The 15,406-nt window shown below is 32.8% G+C and carries 12 protein-coding genes; 11 read left to right on the top strand and 1 reads right to left on the bottom strand.

All coding sequences use genetic code 11. The annotated features are described in order from the left end of the window. The first annotated feature begins 23 nt into the window (after positions 1-23). The 6 genes from GTO82_RS04825 (at position 24) to GTO82_RS04800 (ending at position 5,952) form a co-directional block, all read left to right on the top strand. Positions 24-740 carry a Bax inhibitor-1/YccA family protein gene (locus tag GTO82_RS04825; protein ID WP_011162000.1) on the top strand — a complete coding sequence of 239 codons (717 nt, stop codon included), beginning with the start codon at positions 24-26 and terminating at the stop codon, positions 738-740. Between the two features lie 298 nt (positions 741-1,038). Further along, positions 1,039-2,148, top strand: a complete 1,110-nt coding sequence (locus GTO82_RS04820; protein WP_180872726.1) for an ABC transporter permease — start codon at positions 1,039-1,041, stop codon at positions 2,146-2,148. After that, complete coding sequence (locus GTO82_RS04815; protein WP_180872725.1) at positions 2,145-3,398, top strand: tellurium resistance protein TerC; 1,254 nt, start codon at positions 2,145-2,147, stop codon at positions 3,396-3,398. Before GTO82_RS04820 ends, GTO82_RS04815 begins: the two co-directional genes overlap by 4 nt. 6 nt (positions 3,399-3,404) lie before the next feature. Further along, entirely contained in the window at positions 3,405-4,208 is an 804-nt protein-coding gene (locus GTO82_RS04810; protein WP_180872724.1) for an ABC transporter ATP-binding protein, read from the top strand. Between the two features lie 118 nt (positions 4,209-4,326). Further along, on the top strand, positions 4,327-5,202 hold the full coding sequence (locus tag GTO82_RS04805) for an aldo/keto reductase (RefSeq protein ID WP_086874883.1): 876 nt from the start codon (positions 4,327-4,329) through the stop codon (positions 5,200-5,202). A gap of 135 nt (positions 5,203-5,337) precedes the next feature. Further along, a complete protein-coding gene (locus GTO82_RS04800; protein ID WP_086874884.1) occupies positions 5,338-5,952 on the top strand; it encodes a sugar O-acetyltransferase in 615 nt (204 codons plus the stop codon). A gap of 102 nt (positions 5,953-6,054) precedes the next feature. Here GTO82_RS04800 and plsY read toward each other — a convergent pair whose 3' ends face one another. Beyond that, the gene (plsY, locus tag GTO82_RS04795) at positions 6,055-6,711 is read right to left on the bottom strand and encodes a glycerol-3-phosphate 1-O-acyltransferase PlsY (RefSeq protein WP_180872723.1); all 657 of its coding nucleotides are present in this window, start codon (positions 6,709-6,711) and stop codon (positions 6,055-6,057) included. Between the two features lie 99 nt (positions 6,712-6,810). Here plsY and parE point away from each other — a divergent pair, with 99 nt between their 5' ends. The 5 genes from parE to recQ all read left to right on the top strand — a co-directional run bounded on the left by parE (position 6,811) and on the right by recQ (position 15,383). Further along, entirely contained in the window at positions 6,811-8,769 is a 1,959-nt protein-coding gene (gene parE / locus GTO82_RS04790) for a DNA topoisomerase IV subunit B (RefSeq protein ID WP_180872722.1), read from the top strand. A 16-nt stretch (positions 8,770-8,785) separates the two neighbouring features. Next, complete coding sequence (parC, locus tag GTO82_RS04785; RefSeq protein WP_180872721.1) at positions 8,786-11,266, top strand: DNA topoisomerase IV subunit A; 2,481 nt, start codon at positions 8,786-8,788, stop codon at positions 11,264-11,266. A gap of 242 nt (positions 11,267-11,508) precedes the next feature. Then, positions 11,509-12,462, top strand: a complete 954-nt coding sequence (locus tag GTO82_RS04780; protein ID WP_004897334.1) for a LysR family transcriptional regulator — start codon at positions 11,509-11,511, stop codon at positions 12,460-12,462. A gap of 118 nt (positions 12,463-12,580) precedes the next feature. Continuing rightward, positions 12,581-13,516 (top strand): manganese-dependent inorganic pyrophosphatase, encoded by a 936-nt coding sequence (locus GTO82_RS04775; protein ID WP_004894829.1) that lies wholly within the window; start codon positions 12,581-12,583, stop codon positions 13,514-13,516. Between the two features lie 70 nt (positions 13,517-13,586). After that, positions 13,587-15,383: a DNA helicase RecQ gene (gene recQ, locus GTO82_RS04770; protein WP_180872720.1), complete on the top strand. Its 1,797-nt coding sequence runs from the start codon at positions 13,587-13,589 to the stop codon at positions 15,381-15,383. The last annotated feature ends 23 nt before the right edge of the window (positions 15,384-15,406 follow it).

Here is a 15,406-nt window from a genome sequence, read left to right as displayed (position 1 = left end):
ATAGGTAGATTGGAGGATTTAATATGTATAATTTTGATCAGGAACCAGAGCGGCGACACTTAGTTGACGAATCTGGACTAAATAGCTTTTTAAGTAAAATTTACGGTTATATGGCTCTTGCAGTTTTTGTATCTGCTCTGAGCGCTTACTTAACGATGACTGTATTTGCTAGCCAAATGGTTTCTTTAATGGTTCATCATCCATGGACGATGTGGCTTTTATTATTAATTCCAATTGTTTTAACATTTGCAATTAATTTTCAAGCTACGAGAAATCCAGTAGCAAGTTTTATTTTATTGATGATTACAGCGATTGTTTATGGCGTAACTTTTGCTTTTATTGCAGGCACATATACTGGGCAAGATATTGCTTCTGCTTTTATCGCATCTGCAACGGTCTTCGTAGTCATGGCCATTTTAGGTACAGTTACTAAGAAAGATCTAAGTAGGTGGGGCTCCTATGCGTCAGCAGCATTAATTGGTTTAATTGTAGCGATGTTAATCAATATGTTTTTAAAGAGTTCAGCAGCTAATTACATCTTTTCATTCATTGCAGTTATTATCTTCACTGTTTTAACTGCTTGGGATGCACAAAGAATGAAGAACATCTATTTACAATTTGGTGGTGAGCTTCCTACTAATGGATTAGCTATTGTGGGAGCACTTCAGTTATATCTAGACTTTGTTAACTTGTTTTTGCAGTTTTTAACTATTTTTGGTTCAAATGATAATAATAATTAAAAATCTTTGTTTATAGTATTTACGATATTAGCGATATATTAATTCATCTATATTTTAATAGACTAGAATTATCCTTTGAGTAGGATAACTGAAAGCTTATTGAGAGATTTATCAGTAAATAAAAGCCCATGTTTTACACGGGCTTTTTTGTTGATCGATAATTGTCTAATTGGTCTGATTGAGCTAAAAATAATATGAAAAGATAAAAAAAGAATATGAAATATTAATTTTATTTATTAATGCTTTTGTTATTTTGTGCTAATATTATACTAAAATAAATTTTAAGGAAGTTGTACCAATGAATCTAACATATCTTAAATCCAACTTGTTAATTGTCTTAAAATCAAAGAAAAACCAACTTCTTATTGTTATTCTTATCCTATTTTCAACCTTTTCTTTATTTATAGTGGAAAATCAAAAAATAGGAGATGGAACAAAAAGCTGGGAAACTTATAGCGAATCCTTGCAGGCTAATTCTAATTATTTTGATAGTGAAATGCTAAAAAAATCTACTTATAAGAATACCTATGACAATTTAAATAAACAAGCTCAGGAATTAGCTAGTTTACAAAATAGTCAAGTATTTACCGATCCTGTGCAATATTTAAACAGCTATCGCAATTTGCTAACCACTATGCAAGCAGGCTATACGAACCACTATGCTGGAGCTAATACATTAAATGTGCCATCGCAATTTTTTATTAGCAAAGAATTGAATCGGATTAATTATTTGATTAATCATAAGATTCCGATTGTAATGAGTAATGAAAGTTCAGCAACATATTTAATTTATGTTTTATCATTTTTAGGTACTATTATCTTCTTTTATATTTCTTTCATCTCGGCTGATAGCTGGATTATTAACTTGAACCATCAATCAGTCTTAAAAAATATTCCTTATTTCTTTAAAGACGAGATAATTGAAAAGATTGGCATTAACTTTATCTTAGTTTTCTCATCAGTATTACTCTCTATAATTGGAGCTTATGTATTTGCTGGTATAAAACATAATTTTGTTACTTTAAACTATCCGGTTAATTTTTATTTTACTCATGCACTTACTATACCTTTATGGAGTTATTGCCTTGTCTTTTTAGCATATATTTCTGGATTAGTTATTTTTGTTACAAGTTTAAGTATGTTTTTAAATCAGATAACTAAGAACATTTATTTAACTATCTTCATCGAAGGCAGTATTTACGCTTTATTATTTTTACCAAAAGATATTTTGAAGTGGCTTGTATTTTTACCATCGCCATATTTAGATTTAACCAATCTATTTAATGGAGACCTTGCAAGTAATTTGCATTTAACCAATGTTAATTTTCTGACTGGCTACTTAGTACTTCTGATCTGGTCATTGATTTTGATTTATGGATTTAAGTATCTAGGGGAGAGGAAGGGATGAAAATGAAGAAACAATATTTTATTTTTCAACTAAAATGCTTTTTCACTAATCCTAAAAATATTGGTTTATTTGTTTTAACTTTTATTCTTTCTTTATATTTTGGCTTAGTTAGCGTACCTAATCGGCAAATAATTGAAAAAGTTGATCCTTATGCAATTAAGGGAGAATACCAACGATATAATTTATTCTTGAAAAAAGCAGTAACAAAAATAAATGAAATGCAGAAATCAAAAAATGCACATGAGGTGCCGAATGAAGGATATGTTAATGCTCTAAAAACTTATCCTGCTATTCTAAAATTTGATAAACATCGTCTTCATGGAATTAAGACAAACAATTGGAGAGAATATGCTATTTACTCAAGCAGGTGGTATAAAGATGTTGATCATTTGATTTTTGTAGATGAGAATGAACAATTTCTATATCCCGTTCAGTATTACCAAAATAATAATTATAGGGAGGATGGGCACTTTGGTTATCAAAGAACAGCCCATTTATATGACGCTCTAGTTAAAAGCAAACAGCCACTTACTAGGAATACTATCGAGGAAAGAACTACTTTACAAATATTGCAAAATTCTATATCAGGTTGGACAGCTCTAATATTAATTATTATTGTGATATTTTTTGCAGCGGATATTGTACCTAACGATCGTAAGAACAAATCGGTCTTAAAAAATATTCCCTTAAGTAAAAATTCTATCCTTTGGATTAAAACCCTGGTAGTTGAAATAGGCGTCGGGATAAATTTTTTACTAGCTTTAGTGGTAATTACTTTATGTACAGCTCCAAAATATGGCTTTGGTTCATTTAATTTGAGAACAACTTTTTATACGGGAAGATTGTATTTTTTACAGCCTTTTAAATATCCAACCTTAGGAGAATATTTTGGGCAGTTTGGAATTTTTGCCATTTTAATTGTTTTCTTGTTTATTAGGCTCACGATTTTATTTTCTATAATTTTTAGAAATGAATACATTGCTGAAATATTAGCAACTATGTCTGCAATTAGTGGAAAAGTTTTCTATTTTTCTTTAGGAATGGGATATGTATATCCATTTTTACAAAATCTACCAATGATGTATTTCTCTATTGGAGAAAGTTTAACTGGAAATTTAGCATATTTAATGGATTCTCCAGGATGGGGATTTGTAGCAGGACTTTATCCGCTTATTTTTGCCATTTTAATAGTTGAAATTTGTATGATAATGATTAGTCATTCAAATAGAGTTTCATTAGTAAAGGGATGAAATTAAATGCTTAAATTAAAAAATATTACCTTATCTTTTGGTAATCATACTGTCTTAGATGATTTTAATTATAATTTCCAAAATGGAACAATTTATGGCTTAGTTGCACCAAATGGTACAGGAAAATCGACATTGATCAATGTTATATTGAACAATCTAAAACCTCAAAAGGGATACGTAGAATATAATGAATTACAGTATAAGAACGAAAAGACAACAGTTAAATTGCATCAAGAAATTTGTGCTTTTCCTGACCAAAGTGAACTTTTTTCTTTTATGACTGGGAGAGATCATTTAAAACTTTATGCTAACTTATGGCATAATAATCCGCAGAAAGTAAAAGATATTATTTCAACCTTAAAAATGGAAACTTATATTGATCGTAAAGTAGAAACCTATTCACTAGGGATGAAACAACGTTTATGTTTTGCAATGGTGGTGGCTACCAATACGTCAGTCATGCTTTTAGATGAAGTAATGAATGGATTAGATCCCCAAAACGTTCAGTTAATTTCACAGGTATTGTTAAATTTGCGAGCACAAGGTAAGTTAATAATTATGGCCTCACATTTGTTAGAAAATTTACAGCAATATGCAGATCAAGTTTTATTTTTAAAGAATGGTAGAATAATTAAAAATCTAAACAATAAAGCTGAAACAAAAAAATATTTAGAATTTAATAATTCAAGTTTGATTAACGATATTCTCGAAGAAAGTAATTATCAAATTCTACCTAATCAAACGATTCTTTTACCAATTACTGTTAGGAAAATTTCACTAGAAGACTTATTTAACAAGTTTTATGAGTAGCTTAGCCATTATTTCACTGGCAAAATCAAAGATAATGAAAAATAAGCTCTATTAGTTTATTTATTGCATTTTTAGACTTAGAATGAAGGAGAATGAGTAGAAAAGGGAGGACTTATAAATGACAGAAGTTCCAACTATTACATTAAATGATGGCAATAAAATGCCTTTACTTGGTTTAGGCGTCTTCCAAATACCAGATCATGAAAAAGCAAGACAAACAGTAGAGATGGCGTTAGCAAACGGTTATCGCATGATTGATACTGCAGAAGTATATGAAAATCAAATTGCTGTAGGTGAAGCAATTGCAGAGAGTGCAGTTAATAGAGACGATATTTTCTTAACTACAAAAATTTGGGTTTCAAACATGTCATTTAAAAAAGCTACTAAAGCAATTGATCATGACTTAAAAGAATTAGGAACTGATTATTTAGACTTAGTATTACTTCACCAACCATATGGCGATACATTCGGCGCTTGGAACGCTTTAGCTGCTGCTAAGCGCGCTGGTAAAGTTCGTTCAATTGGTTTATCAAACTTTTATCCTGATCAATACATGAACTTAGAGCTTGCTCATGAAGATAAGCCAGCAATTAACCAAATTGAAATTAATCCATGGTTCCAACAAACTAACGATGTTAAATTCTTTCAAGGAAGAGATGTAGCTGTAGAAGCTTGGGCTCAATTTGCAGAAGGTAAACATGATATTTTCAATAATAAGACATTGAAAGAAATTGCTGAAGCTCACCACAAGACTACTGCTCAAGTTATTTTGCGTTGGCTAACCCAACAAGATATTGTTGTTATTCCAAAATCTGTTCATGAAAAACGTCAAAAAGAAAATCTTGATATTTTTGACTTTGAATTAACTAAAGATGAAATGGATAAGATTAAAGGATTAGATAAGGGCGTAAGTCAATTCTTTGACCACCGTGACCCAGCAGTAATTGATGATATTTTCGGAGAAAGCCTAAAGCAATTACGTGATTCAGAATAGTCAGTAACATTAAGACAATAGAGATAGATAGAAGCATGGTTTATGTTTCTATCTATTTTTTTATTCACTATAATCTTAATCCCAAATATGATATTTTAAAGATAATCAAAACCATAAGAAAGTAAGGTGTAAGAAATGGAAGAAAATACTAAAAATATGCTAGCAGGATTACCTTATCGTCCCGACACAGAAGAGTTAAGAGCTATTTCGACAAAGGCGCATCGCTTAAGCCGTGATTATAATCAAACAGCAGATGAAGATAAGGAAGTAAGAAAAGCAATTATTGATAATTTATTTCCAGAGCATGGAGAAGGAGTTTACCTTCAAGGACCAATTGAAGTAGATTACGGTAAATTTACAAAATTAGGTAAAAATTTTTATGCTAACTTTAATTTGACTATTCTAGATACTTGTCCAGTTACTATTGGCGACAATGTAATGTGTGGTCCTAATACTTCATTAGTAACGCCGCTGCATCCCTTATTGCCAGAGCAAAGAAATGCGCGCTTACAGGCAGATGGTAAGATAGCAGATATCGAATATGGCGCACCAATTACAATTGGCGATAATTGCTGGTTAGCTAGTAATGTAACTGTTTGTCCAGGAGTAACGATTGGAAACAACTGCGTTATTGGGGCTGGTAGTGTAGTTACAAAAGATATTCCAGATAATTCTTTAGTTTTAGGTGTTCCAGGCCGAGTAGTTAGAAAAATCACTGAGAAAGACCACCTAGATAATTATCCATATTAATTAGGTGCTAAAATTGCATCTTGCGAACGTTTGTTCAAATAAAGTATAATACTTATGAAAAAAGACTGTTGAGGATTTTACCTAAACAGTCTTTTGTTCTGATTATTTATTTTTAGCATTCTTTTTTAGCAATCCATGAGACTTTTTGTACCAATACCATAGTCCAAAAGGAACGATATTTTCTTCATGATTAATTAGGCGCTTGATATTGGAGCGGTGTCTTACAAAGAGCAAGATCATCATAGTTCCTGTAATGATTGTAAGAAAGATATCATGAAACCAGAAGGAACAAATGAAGATGATAACTATTGAAACCAAGCTTGATAAACTTACATATGAGGTAATAAATAGCATTGGTAAAAATACGAGGGCACATAGTCCAAAGAATTTTAAATTATAGCCAAGAAAGACGCCGGCGCTAGTTGCTACCGCTTTTCCTCCCTTAAACTTTAGAAAGATGGAAAAGGTATGACCTAGAATGGCACAGGCACCAGCAATTAGTAATAAATACTTTGGTCCCTTTAGATGGAAAATTAATGGTAAATCTGTTGCAAGTGTCCCTTTTAATACATCAATGACTAAAACTGCACTGCCTGCTACAGGTCCCATTACTCTAAACGAGTTGGTTGTACCAATATTTCCTGATCCAAAATTTCTTATATCTTCATGAAAAAATATCTTTCCGACTAACACACCTGTGGGAAAGGATCCAATCAAGTATGCTAAAATAAAAATTAGTAAATAATTCAACGTAGACATTCACTTTTCAACCCCATTTAAAATCTAAAGCTATTTTAACAAAGATTATAATAGCTGTGGGGTTGATTTTGATTGTCTGTTAAAAATGGAGGCATTTATTTGGCTAAAGCAAATAAAACTACCAGTTCATATGATGATTCTTCGATTCAGATTCTTCATGGACTAGAGGCAGTAAGAAAACGTCCAGGAATGTATATCGGTTCAACTGATCGGCATGGGTTAAATCACTTGATTTATGAAATCGTTGATAACTCAGTTGACGAAGCAATGGCTGGTTATGGTAAAGAAATCAATGTAACTATTCATAAAGATAACTCAGTTACGGTTCAAGATTTTGGACGTGGAATGCCAACAGGAATGCATGAATCAGGAATTCCAACTATTGAAGTTATCCTTACTGTGTTACATGCAGGTGGTAAGTTTACCGAAAAGAATTATCAAACTTCTGGTGGTTTACATGGAGTAGGTTCTTCTGTTGTAAATGCACTATCTTCTTACTTAAAAGTAAGAGTAGTCAGAGACGGTCAAGCATATGAAGAAGAATTTGAAAATGGTGGTCATCCAATTGGTACGCTTAAGCATTTAGGCAAGACTAAGGATAAAAATGGTACTACTATTACTTTTAAACCAGATCCAACTATTTTTTCTACTACCACATATAATTACGAAACTATTCAAGAACGAATTCGTGAGTCAGCTTTTCTATTAAAGGGTGTTAAGTTCACACTAACTGATGAACGAGAACCAGAACATCATGATGAGTTTCTATATGAAGATGGAATTAAGTCATTTGTATCTTATTTAAACGAAGACAAAGATACAATGGGAGATGTTTTTTACTTTTCTGGTAAACAAAATGGAATTGAAGTTGAATTTTCAGGCCAATACAATGATGGATATTCCGAAAACTTTGTTTCATTTGTAAATAATGTTCGTACAGCTGATGGTGGTAGTCATGAAGCGGGAGCACGTAGTGGGTTTACAAAGGCTTTTAATGATTACGCTAAAAAGCAAGGGCTATTAAAGAATAAGGATAAAGGTCTAGAAGGTAGCGATTATCGTGAAGGCTTAAGTGCAGTATTATCTGTTAAGATTCCAGAAGAATTACTAGAATTTGAAGGACAGACTAAAGGAAAACTTGGAACTCCTCAAGCTAGAAGTGTTGTAGACAGCATTGTTTATGAACAGCTTTCATACTATTTAATGGAAAACGGAGAATTTGCTCAAAGCTTAGTTCAGAAAGCACAAAAAGCAAGGTATGCACGTGAAGCTGCTAAAAAGGCCAGAGATGAAAGCAGAAGTGGTAAAAAGAGACGAAAGAAGGAGATTCTTTCAGGAAAATTAACTCCTGCTCAATCACGTAATCCAAAGAAAAATGAGTTATTCCTAGTCGAAGGGGACTCAGCCGGTGGTTCCGCAAAACAAGGAAGAGATAGAAAGTTCCAAGCTATTTTGCCATTACGAGGCAAGGTCTTAAATACACAAAAAGCTAAGTTACAAGATATCTTTAAAAATGAAGAAATCAATACCATGATCCATACTATTGGTGCAGGTGTTGGGTCAGATTTTCAGATTAAGGATGCAAATTACGATAAAATCATCATCATGACAGATGCGGATACTGATGGTGCCCATATTCAAATTTTGCTTTTAACTTTCTTTTACAGATATATGCGTCCAATGGTTGAAGCGGGTCGTGTGTATATTGCTCTGCCTCCTTTATACAAATTACAAAAAGGTAACGGAGCAAAAGCCAAGATTAAATATGCTTGGACTGATGAAGAATTGAGCGAAGACTCTAAAGACATGGGTAAGGGTTTTGCTTTGCAGCGTTTCAAAGGTTTAGGTGAAATGAATGCTGATCAATTATGGGAAACAACTATGAATCCTGAAACTCGTACCTTAATTAGAGTTAAGATTGACGATGCTCAACTTGCTGAAAAGCGTGTAACAACCTTAATGGGAGATAAAGTGGCCCCTAGAAGAAAATGGATTGATGAAAACGTTAAATTCCGTATGGGTGAAGACGGATCAATTCTAGAAACAAGTAGAGATTAAGAGGTTATATTTTTAAATGACACAAACAAATGAAAGAATTAGGGAATTACCTCTTGAAGAAGTTATGGGTGAAAGATTTGGACGATATTCAAAATATATTATCCAAGAACGTGCTCTCCCAGATATTCGAGATGGCTTAAAACCAGTTCAACGTCGTATTCTTTATGCGATGTATAAAGATAATAATACATATGATAAGCCTTATAAGAAGGCGGCAAAAGCTGTCGGTAATGTCATGGGTAACTTTCACCCTCATGGTGATAGTTCTATTTATGGGGCTTTGGTTCACTTATCGCAAGATTGGAAAATGCGTGAACCTTTAATCGAAATGCACGGTAATAATGGATCAATGGATGGGGATGGTCCAGCAGCCATGCGTTATACCGAATCTCGTTTAAGTAAAATTTCTAATTTACTTTTACAAGATATTGATAAAGAAACTGTTCAAATGATTTTGAACTTTGATGATACAGAGTATGAACCAACAGTTTTACCGGCTCACTTTCCTAACTTATTAGTTAATGGATCAACAGGTATCTCAGCTGGATACGCAACTGAAATTCCACCTCATAATCTTGCTGAGGTTATTGAAGCAGCTGTTTATCTGCTAAAGCATCCCGATGCTACAACAGATGATTTGATGAAATTTGTTAAGGGACCCGATTTTCCAACAGGTGGCATTGTCCTAGGAACTAAGGGCATTAAAGAGGCCTATGAAACTGGTCGTGGAAGAATTCAAGTTAGGTCTAAGACTACAATTCAAGAAATTAAAGGCCATCGTCAGCAAATCGTTGTAACCGAAGTACCTTTCGGCGTAAATAAAGCAATGATGGTTAAGAAAATTGACGAAATCCGTTTAAATAAGGAAATTGACGGTATTTCAGAAGTAAGAGATGAAACTGATCGTCACGGCCTTTCAATTGTAATCGAACTTAAAAAGGGTGCTGATAGTCAAAACATCTTGAACTATCTATTTAAAAACACTGACTTACAAGTTTCATACAATTTCAATATGGTTGCTATTGATCGTATGACTCCTGTACAAGTTGGATTAAAGCGTATTTTATCTTCTTATTTAGCACATAAAAAAGATGTTGTAACTAAGAGAACAGAATTTGATCTAAAGAAAGCTAAACAGCGTCTAGAAATAGTTGAAGGTCTTATTCATGCCTTAGATATTTTAGATCAAGTAATCAAAACTATTAGATCTTCTAAAGATAAAAAAGATGCTAAAAAGAATTTAATTGCTAAGTATGAGTTCACTCCTAATCAAGCGGAAGCTATAGTTTCTTTGCAGTTATACCGTTTAACTAATACTGATGTTAACCAACTTAAAAAGGAACAAGCAGATTTAAATAAAAAAATCGAAAAGTTCAATGAAATATTAAGTGATAATAAGGTTCTTGAAAGAGTTGTAGTTAAAGAATTAAATGCGGTAAAAAGAGAATTCGGTTCACCAAGAAGAACAGAAATTACTGCTAAAGCAGCTAAAATTGAAATTAATGAAAAAGCTCTAGTAGCTGATGAAGATGTACGAGTATTAGTAAGTAAAGACGGCTACTTGAAGCGTTCATCTCTTCGTTCATTCCAATCAACCGATGATGAAGATAATGGATTGCCTGCTGGTGATAAGGTTGTGTTTGAAAAAACAATGTCTACCTTGGATAACCTTTATATTTTTACTAATAAAGGAAACCTAATTTATCGTCCAGTACATGAATTAATTGAAACAAAATGGAAAGAAACAGGGCAGCACCTGTCTCAAGAAATTGGTCTTGATAGTGATGAAGAAATTATTCGGGTGTTTGAAGTTAATGATTTAAAGGCCAATTTAAACTTTTTGATTGCTACCAACGATGGATACATTAAACAAGTTACATTAGCCGATTTACAACCTACTAGAACATATAAGTCTCGTGCAATTACTGCTATTAAGCTTAAGAGTAATGACAGTAAAGTTGTCCGCATTGATCAAGTTCAACCTGATAGTAAAGAAGAAATTACTCTAATTACTAACCAAGCCTACGCAGTAAGATTTGATATTAATGAAATACCTACATCTGGTTCAAAAGCCGTAGGGGTCAAGTCAGTTAACCTTAAAGATGATGACTACATAGTAAATTATGTTTTAGCTGATCCTAAATATATTGATTTAATTAAGGTTGGAATCATCACTCAACGGGGGGCCTTTAAGCAACTCAAACTTAACCTTATAAATAAAGTTACACGTGCAAAACGAGGTGTCCTTGTACTACGTGAACTTAAGACTAAGCCTCATCGAATTATGGCAATCAGTAGTTATGGTGGAAATCATATTCTTCATCTGAATACTTCTAGTGATCGTCATATTGAGCTTAATACTTCTGAATTCCCATTGGGCGATCGCTATTCAAATGGATCGTTTGTACTAGACCCAATGACAGATGGGACTCCTGTCTCATTAACGCTTGGTCAGCCAATCGCAGATGGAAGAGATAAAACTGAAGATTTATTTTAATTAGTTAAAAACTAAGGATAATGATTTAACTGTTATCCTTAGTTTTTTTATTAAAATAAGAATTATAGGAAAATAGTATGCATTTTATGCAAAATTTTTTATTATTATTGGCACAGGTGTTATTATAAAAAGTGTGAGATGAATATTAAGCTTTAATAAAGGACTATCAGAAAATAATTAGTTGTATTTAAAAATCTTATTCATTAGCTATTATTCCAGATTTATATAAGAGGTATTCAATTATGAAAACAAATACTGATGCGGTTTTATCCGCGAAATCGTTACGTTACTTTCTTCAATTAATTGATAATATGAGTTATACGCAAGCAGCTCAAATTTTAGGTATTACTCAGCCGGCCTTAACGCAACAAATTAAAAAACTTGAACGAGCAGTTGGGTCACCATTATTTGGCCAAATGGGTAAGAAACTATATTTAACTGATGCTGGTTTAAAGATGGAAGAGACAGCAAAAGCACTATTTTCAACAGTTAATAATGCCGTAGACAGTATCCAGCAGTACACTAAATCAGATACCGGAACTATTTCTTTAGGAATATTATCTACTATTGAAGCAAGAGTAATTGATCAATTCTTAGTTAAATTCAACCATAAATATCCTGATATAACATTACATGTGGGTTTCTATAATAGGACAGAGCTTTGGGATAGACTAGATAATAATCAATTAGATTTAGCAGTTCTTTACATGCCAGATCATAATTCAACTGTGAAGAACATGAAACAGTATATGGCAAAACAAATTTATCCTGAAGAAGTTATTTTCTTAACTCACGATCCAGAAGATGAGTTTAATAAAACAACTCAGCATAAATGGGTTGCTTATCCTAAGGACTACTATTTACCACAAATTGTTCGTCGCTTTTATGCTAGTGAGTTTCCAAACAATGAATTAAATACTACGGTAACCTTTACTGCTCCGTATCAATTAATCAAATTTGCTGAACAAACTGACTATAACACCTATGTCTCCAAGAGTTTTTATAAGGCACACAAGGCTGAAATTACATTATCTCCAGTAAAGACAAAGAGTGAGACAAACTTTGAAAGTTGTTTTATTTATCGTAAAAATAAGAGTGAAATACCTCGACTAGTCAACTTCCTAAAAGAGTGGGATAAGTTTATTGAAGAAAAAGATTATGATAGTAGACTAGAGGATATTAAAGTTAATATTTAGTTTTAAGGCATTCTTTTTATAGCAAAAGGATGCCTTTTTAATGCGTGATAGATTTGCTTAAGTTTAACTTTTAATCTAAAATAATTAGGTAGATATAATTTTAAAGGAGCTCTATATAATGGCAAAAGAATTGATTTTTGGTCACCAAAATCCTGATACAGATGCAATCGGAACAGCAATTGCATACTCATACTTACAAAATAAGTTAGGTTACGATACCGAAGCGGTTGCTTTAGGTGAAGCTAATGATGAAACTAAGTATGCTTTAAATAAGTTTGGGTTTACTGCACCTCGTGTTATTAAAACTGCTTCAAATGAAGTTGATGCAGTAATGCTTGTTGACCATAACGAACCTCAACAAAGTGTTTCTGACATTGATAAGGTTAAAGTAACTCATGTAGTTGATCACCACCGTATTATGAACTTCAATACTGCTGATCCTTTATACTACCGTGCAGCTCCAGTTGGTTGTACCAGTACCATTATGTGGCAAATGTACAACGAAAAAGAAATTGAAATTCCACAAGATATTGCAGGAATTATGCTTTCAGCTATTATCTCAGATACTTTACTCTTAAAGTCACCAACTACTACTGACCAAGATAAAGAAGCTGTGGTATCTTTAGCAAATATTGCTGGTGTTGACTACAAGGAATATGGTCTTAAGATGCTTAAAGCTGGTACTAATATTGCTGACAAGTCAGAAGAAGACTTAATTGATTTAGATGCTAAGAGTTTTGAATTAAACGGTAGCAACGTTCGTGTAGCCCAAATTAACGTTGTTGATTTACCAGAAGCATTAGAACGTAAAGACGCATTCTTAAAGGCTATGGATGAAGCTTCTAAGCGTGAAGGCTACGATATGTTTATGCTTTTAATTACCAACATTCTTGACTCAGATTCAGAAGCTTTAGTAGTAGGTAGTGATGAATCAAAGGCTAAATTTGAAAAAGCATTTAACGCTAAATTATCAGATTCAGAAGTTAAATTACCAGGCGTTGTTTCAAGAAAGAAGCAAGTTGTTCCTCCTTTAACTAATGCTTTTGAAGCTTAATTATTTGGTTTAATTTAGAAAAAGACAGGTATGATCCTTTCATACTTGTTTTTTTATTTAGTAGAGGAAAATGAAATCATCAATAGAAGTACTAAAAAACGTTTTTGGTTATACAACTTTTCGTCCTGGACAAGAGCGAGTTATTGAGCAAGTTCTTAAAGGAAAAAATGTTTTAGCTGTAATGCCAACTGGAGCAGGAAAGTCAATGTGCTATCAGATACCGGCATTAGTTAATCCTGGTCTAACATTGGTAATATCTCCTTTAATTTCCTTAATGAAAGATCAGATAGATTCGCTAAAACAAAATGGTATTAATGCTGCTGCTTTAAATTCAGCAACTCCTCAAGAAGAAGTAAATCCAATCTTGAGACAAGCCTATGAAGGAAAAATAAAACTTTTATACATAACTCCTGAGCGGCTAGCAATGGATTATTTTCGCTATCAATTAAACTTTTTGGATATTTCTTTAGTTGCAGTCGATGAAGCCCACTGTATTTCTCAATGGGGCCATGACTTTAGACCTGCGTACCGCCAAATTATGGAGGGAGTAAAGTCAATTAAAAGCCAGCCTAACATTTTAGCTTTAACAGCAACGGCAACCCCTTCAGTGCAGAAAGATATTGCAGATCAATTAAATATTCCGGCTGAAAATTATGTTATTACTTCATTTGCAAGACCAAATTTGAGCTTCAAGGTAGTAGATAATCCTAAAAATACTAACTTATATCTTTTAGATTATATTAAAAAGCATCCCAATCAATCAGGGATTGTGTATGCGAGTACAAGAAAAAATGTTGAAGAGTTGACTGACTATTTAGCTCAAAATGGAATTTTAACAGCGAGTTATCATGCTGGGCTATCTAATAAAGAAAGAGCCGATGTACAAGATGCCTTTCAATTTGATAAGGTCCAAGTGATTGTTGCAACAAATGCTTTTGGTATGGGAATTGATAAAAGAAATGTTCGATTTGTAATTCACGCTAATAGTACTCCAAACTTAGAATCATATTATCAAGAAGCCGGGAGAGCAGGCAGAGACGGAGAGCCATGTGAAGGAATATTAATTTATCACCCGAAAGATATTAGACTATATCGTTGGTTTATTGAACAATCTGATTTAGATGATGAATACCAAAAAATTCAATATCAGAAATTAGCTGCAATTACTAAGTACGTCAATACAACGGAATGTTTACAACAATTTATCGTCAGATATTTTGGTCAGACTTGCTCTCCATGTGGCAAATGTTCTAATTGTTTGGGAACATTTATTGAAAAAGATATTACTGCAGAAAGCAAAAAAATCATTTCAACAATTTATGAACTTGATGGACGTTTTGGCAAAAATGTAGTTGCCGATGTAGTTACAGGTGCCAATAATCAGCGCATGCGAGAAATTCGGGCATCTAATTTTAAAAATTATGGTAGTTTGAAGTTGGGGAAGAGGGCTGCCTTAGACTTAATTAATTATCTAATCAGTCATAACTACTTGGAGCTAACAGATACTCAATATCCTGTAGTTCATGTAACTAATTTAGGATGGGACGTTTTAGATGATAAAAAGCAAGTAAGTCAAAAGATTTCAAAAAATATCAGAAAATCAATACAACTTACTAATCAAATTTCAGAAAAGGAGAATAATCTATTCTTGCGTTTAAAGGAAACACGCTTAGAGTTAGCTAAAGAGCAGGGAATACCAGCATTTTATATTTTCTCTGATAAATCATTAAGAGATATGGCACTTCAAAAACCTAAAACAAAAACAGACTTTTTGAATATTTCAGGTGTTGGTCAAGCAAAATTAAAAGCATATGGGCAAATTATGCTTGATACCATTAGAAAATATTTGAAAGAAGAAATAGATTAATGAAGTGTCTAGTAATAAATAGT

The organism is Lactobacillus johnsonii, assembly GCF_013487865.1.
Taxonomy (GTDB): domain Bacteria; phylum Bacillota; class Bacilli; order Lactobacillales; family Lactobacillaceae; genus Lactobacillus; species Lactobacillus johnsonii_A.
The sequence above is the reverse complement of the archived record's forward strand: the minus strand, read 5'-3'. Positions and strand labels throughout refer to the sequence as shown.

Bases quoted from the DNA above. Each gene is read 5' to 3' on its own strand.
- GTO82_RS04820 (WP_180872726.1), top strand. From the start codon at position 1,039: ATGAATCTAACATATCTTAAATCCAACTTGTTAATTGTCTTAAAATCA.
- recQ (WP_180872720.1), top strand. From the start codon at position 13,587: ATGAAATCATCAATAGAAGTACTAAAAAACGTTTTTGGTTATACAACT.
- GTO82_RS04775 (WP_004894829.1), top strand. From the start codon at position 12,581: ATGGCAAAAGAATTGATTTTTGGTCACCAAAATCCTGATACAGATGCA.
- plsY (WP_180872723.1), bottom strand. From the start codon at position 6,711: ATGTCTACGTTGAATTATTTACTAATTTTTATTTTAGCATACTTGATT.
- GTO82_RS04780 (WP_004897334.1), top strand. From the start codon at position 11,509: ATGAAAACAAATACTGATGCGGTTTTATCCGCGAAATCGTTACGTTAC.
- GTO82_RS04805 (WP_086874883.1), top strand. From the start codon at position 4,327: ATGACAGAAGTTCCAACTATTACATTAAATGATGGCAATAAAATGCCT.
- GTO82_RS04800 (WP_086874884.1), top strand. From the start codon at position 5,338: ATGGAAGAAAATACTAAAAATATGCTAGCAGGATTACCTTATCGTCCC.
- GTO82_RS04825 (WP_011162000.1), top strand. From the start codon at position 24: ATGTATAATTTTGATCAGGAACCAGAGCGGCGACACTTAGTTGACGAA.
- GTO82_RS04815 (WP_180872725.1), top strand. From the start codon at position 2,145: ATGAAAATGAAGAAACAATATTTTATTTTTCAACTAAAATGCTTTTTC.
- parC (WP_180872721.1), top strand. From the start codon at position 8,786: ATGACACAAACAAATGAAAGAATTAGGGAATTACCTCTTGAAGAAGTT.
- GTO82_RS04810 (WP_180872724.1), top strand. From the start codon at position 3,405: ATGCTTAAATTAAAAAATATTACCTTATCTTTTGGTAATCATACTGTC.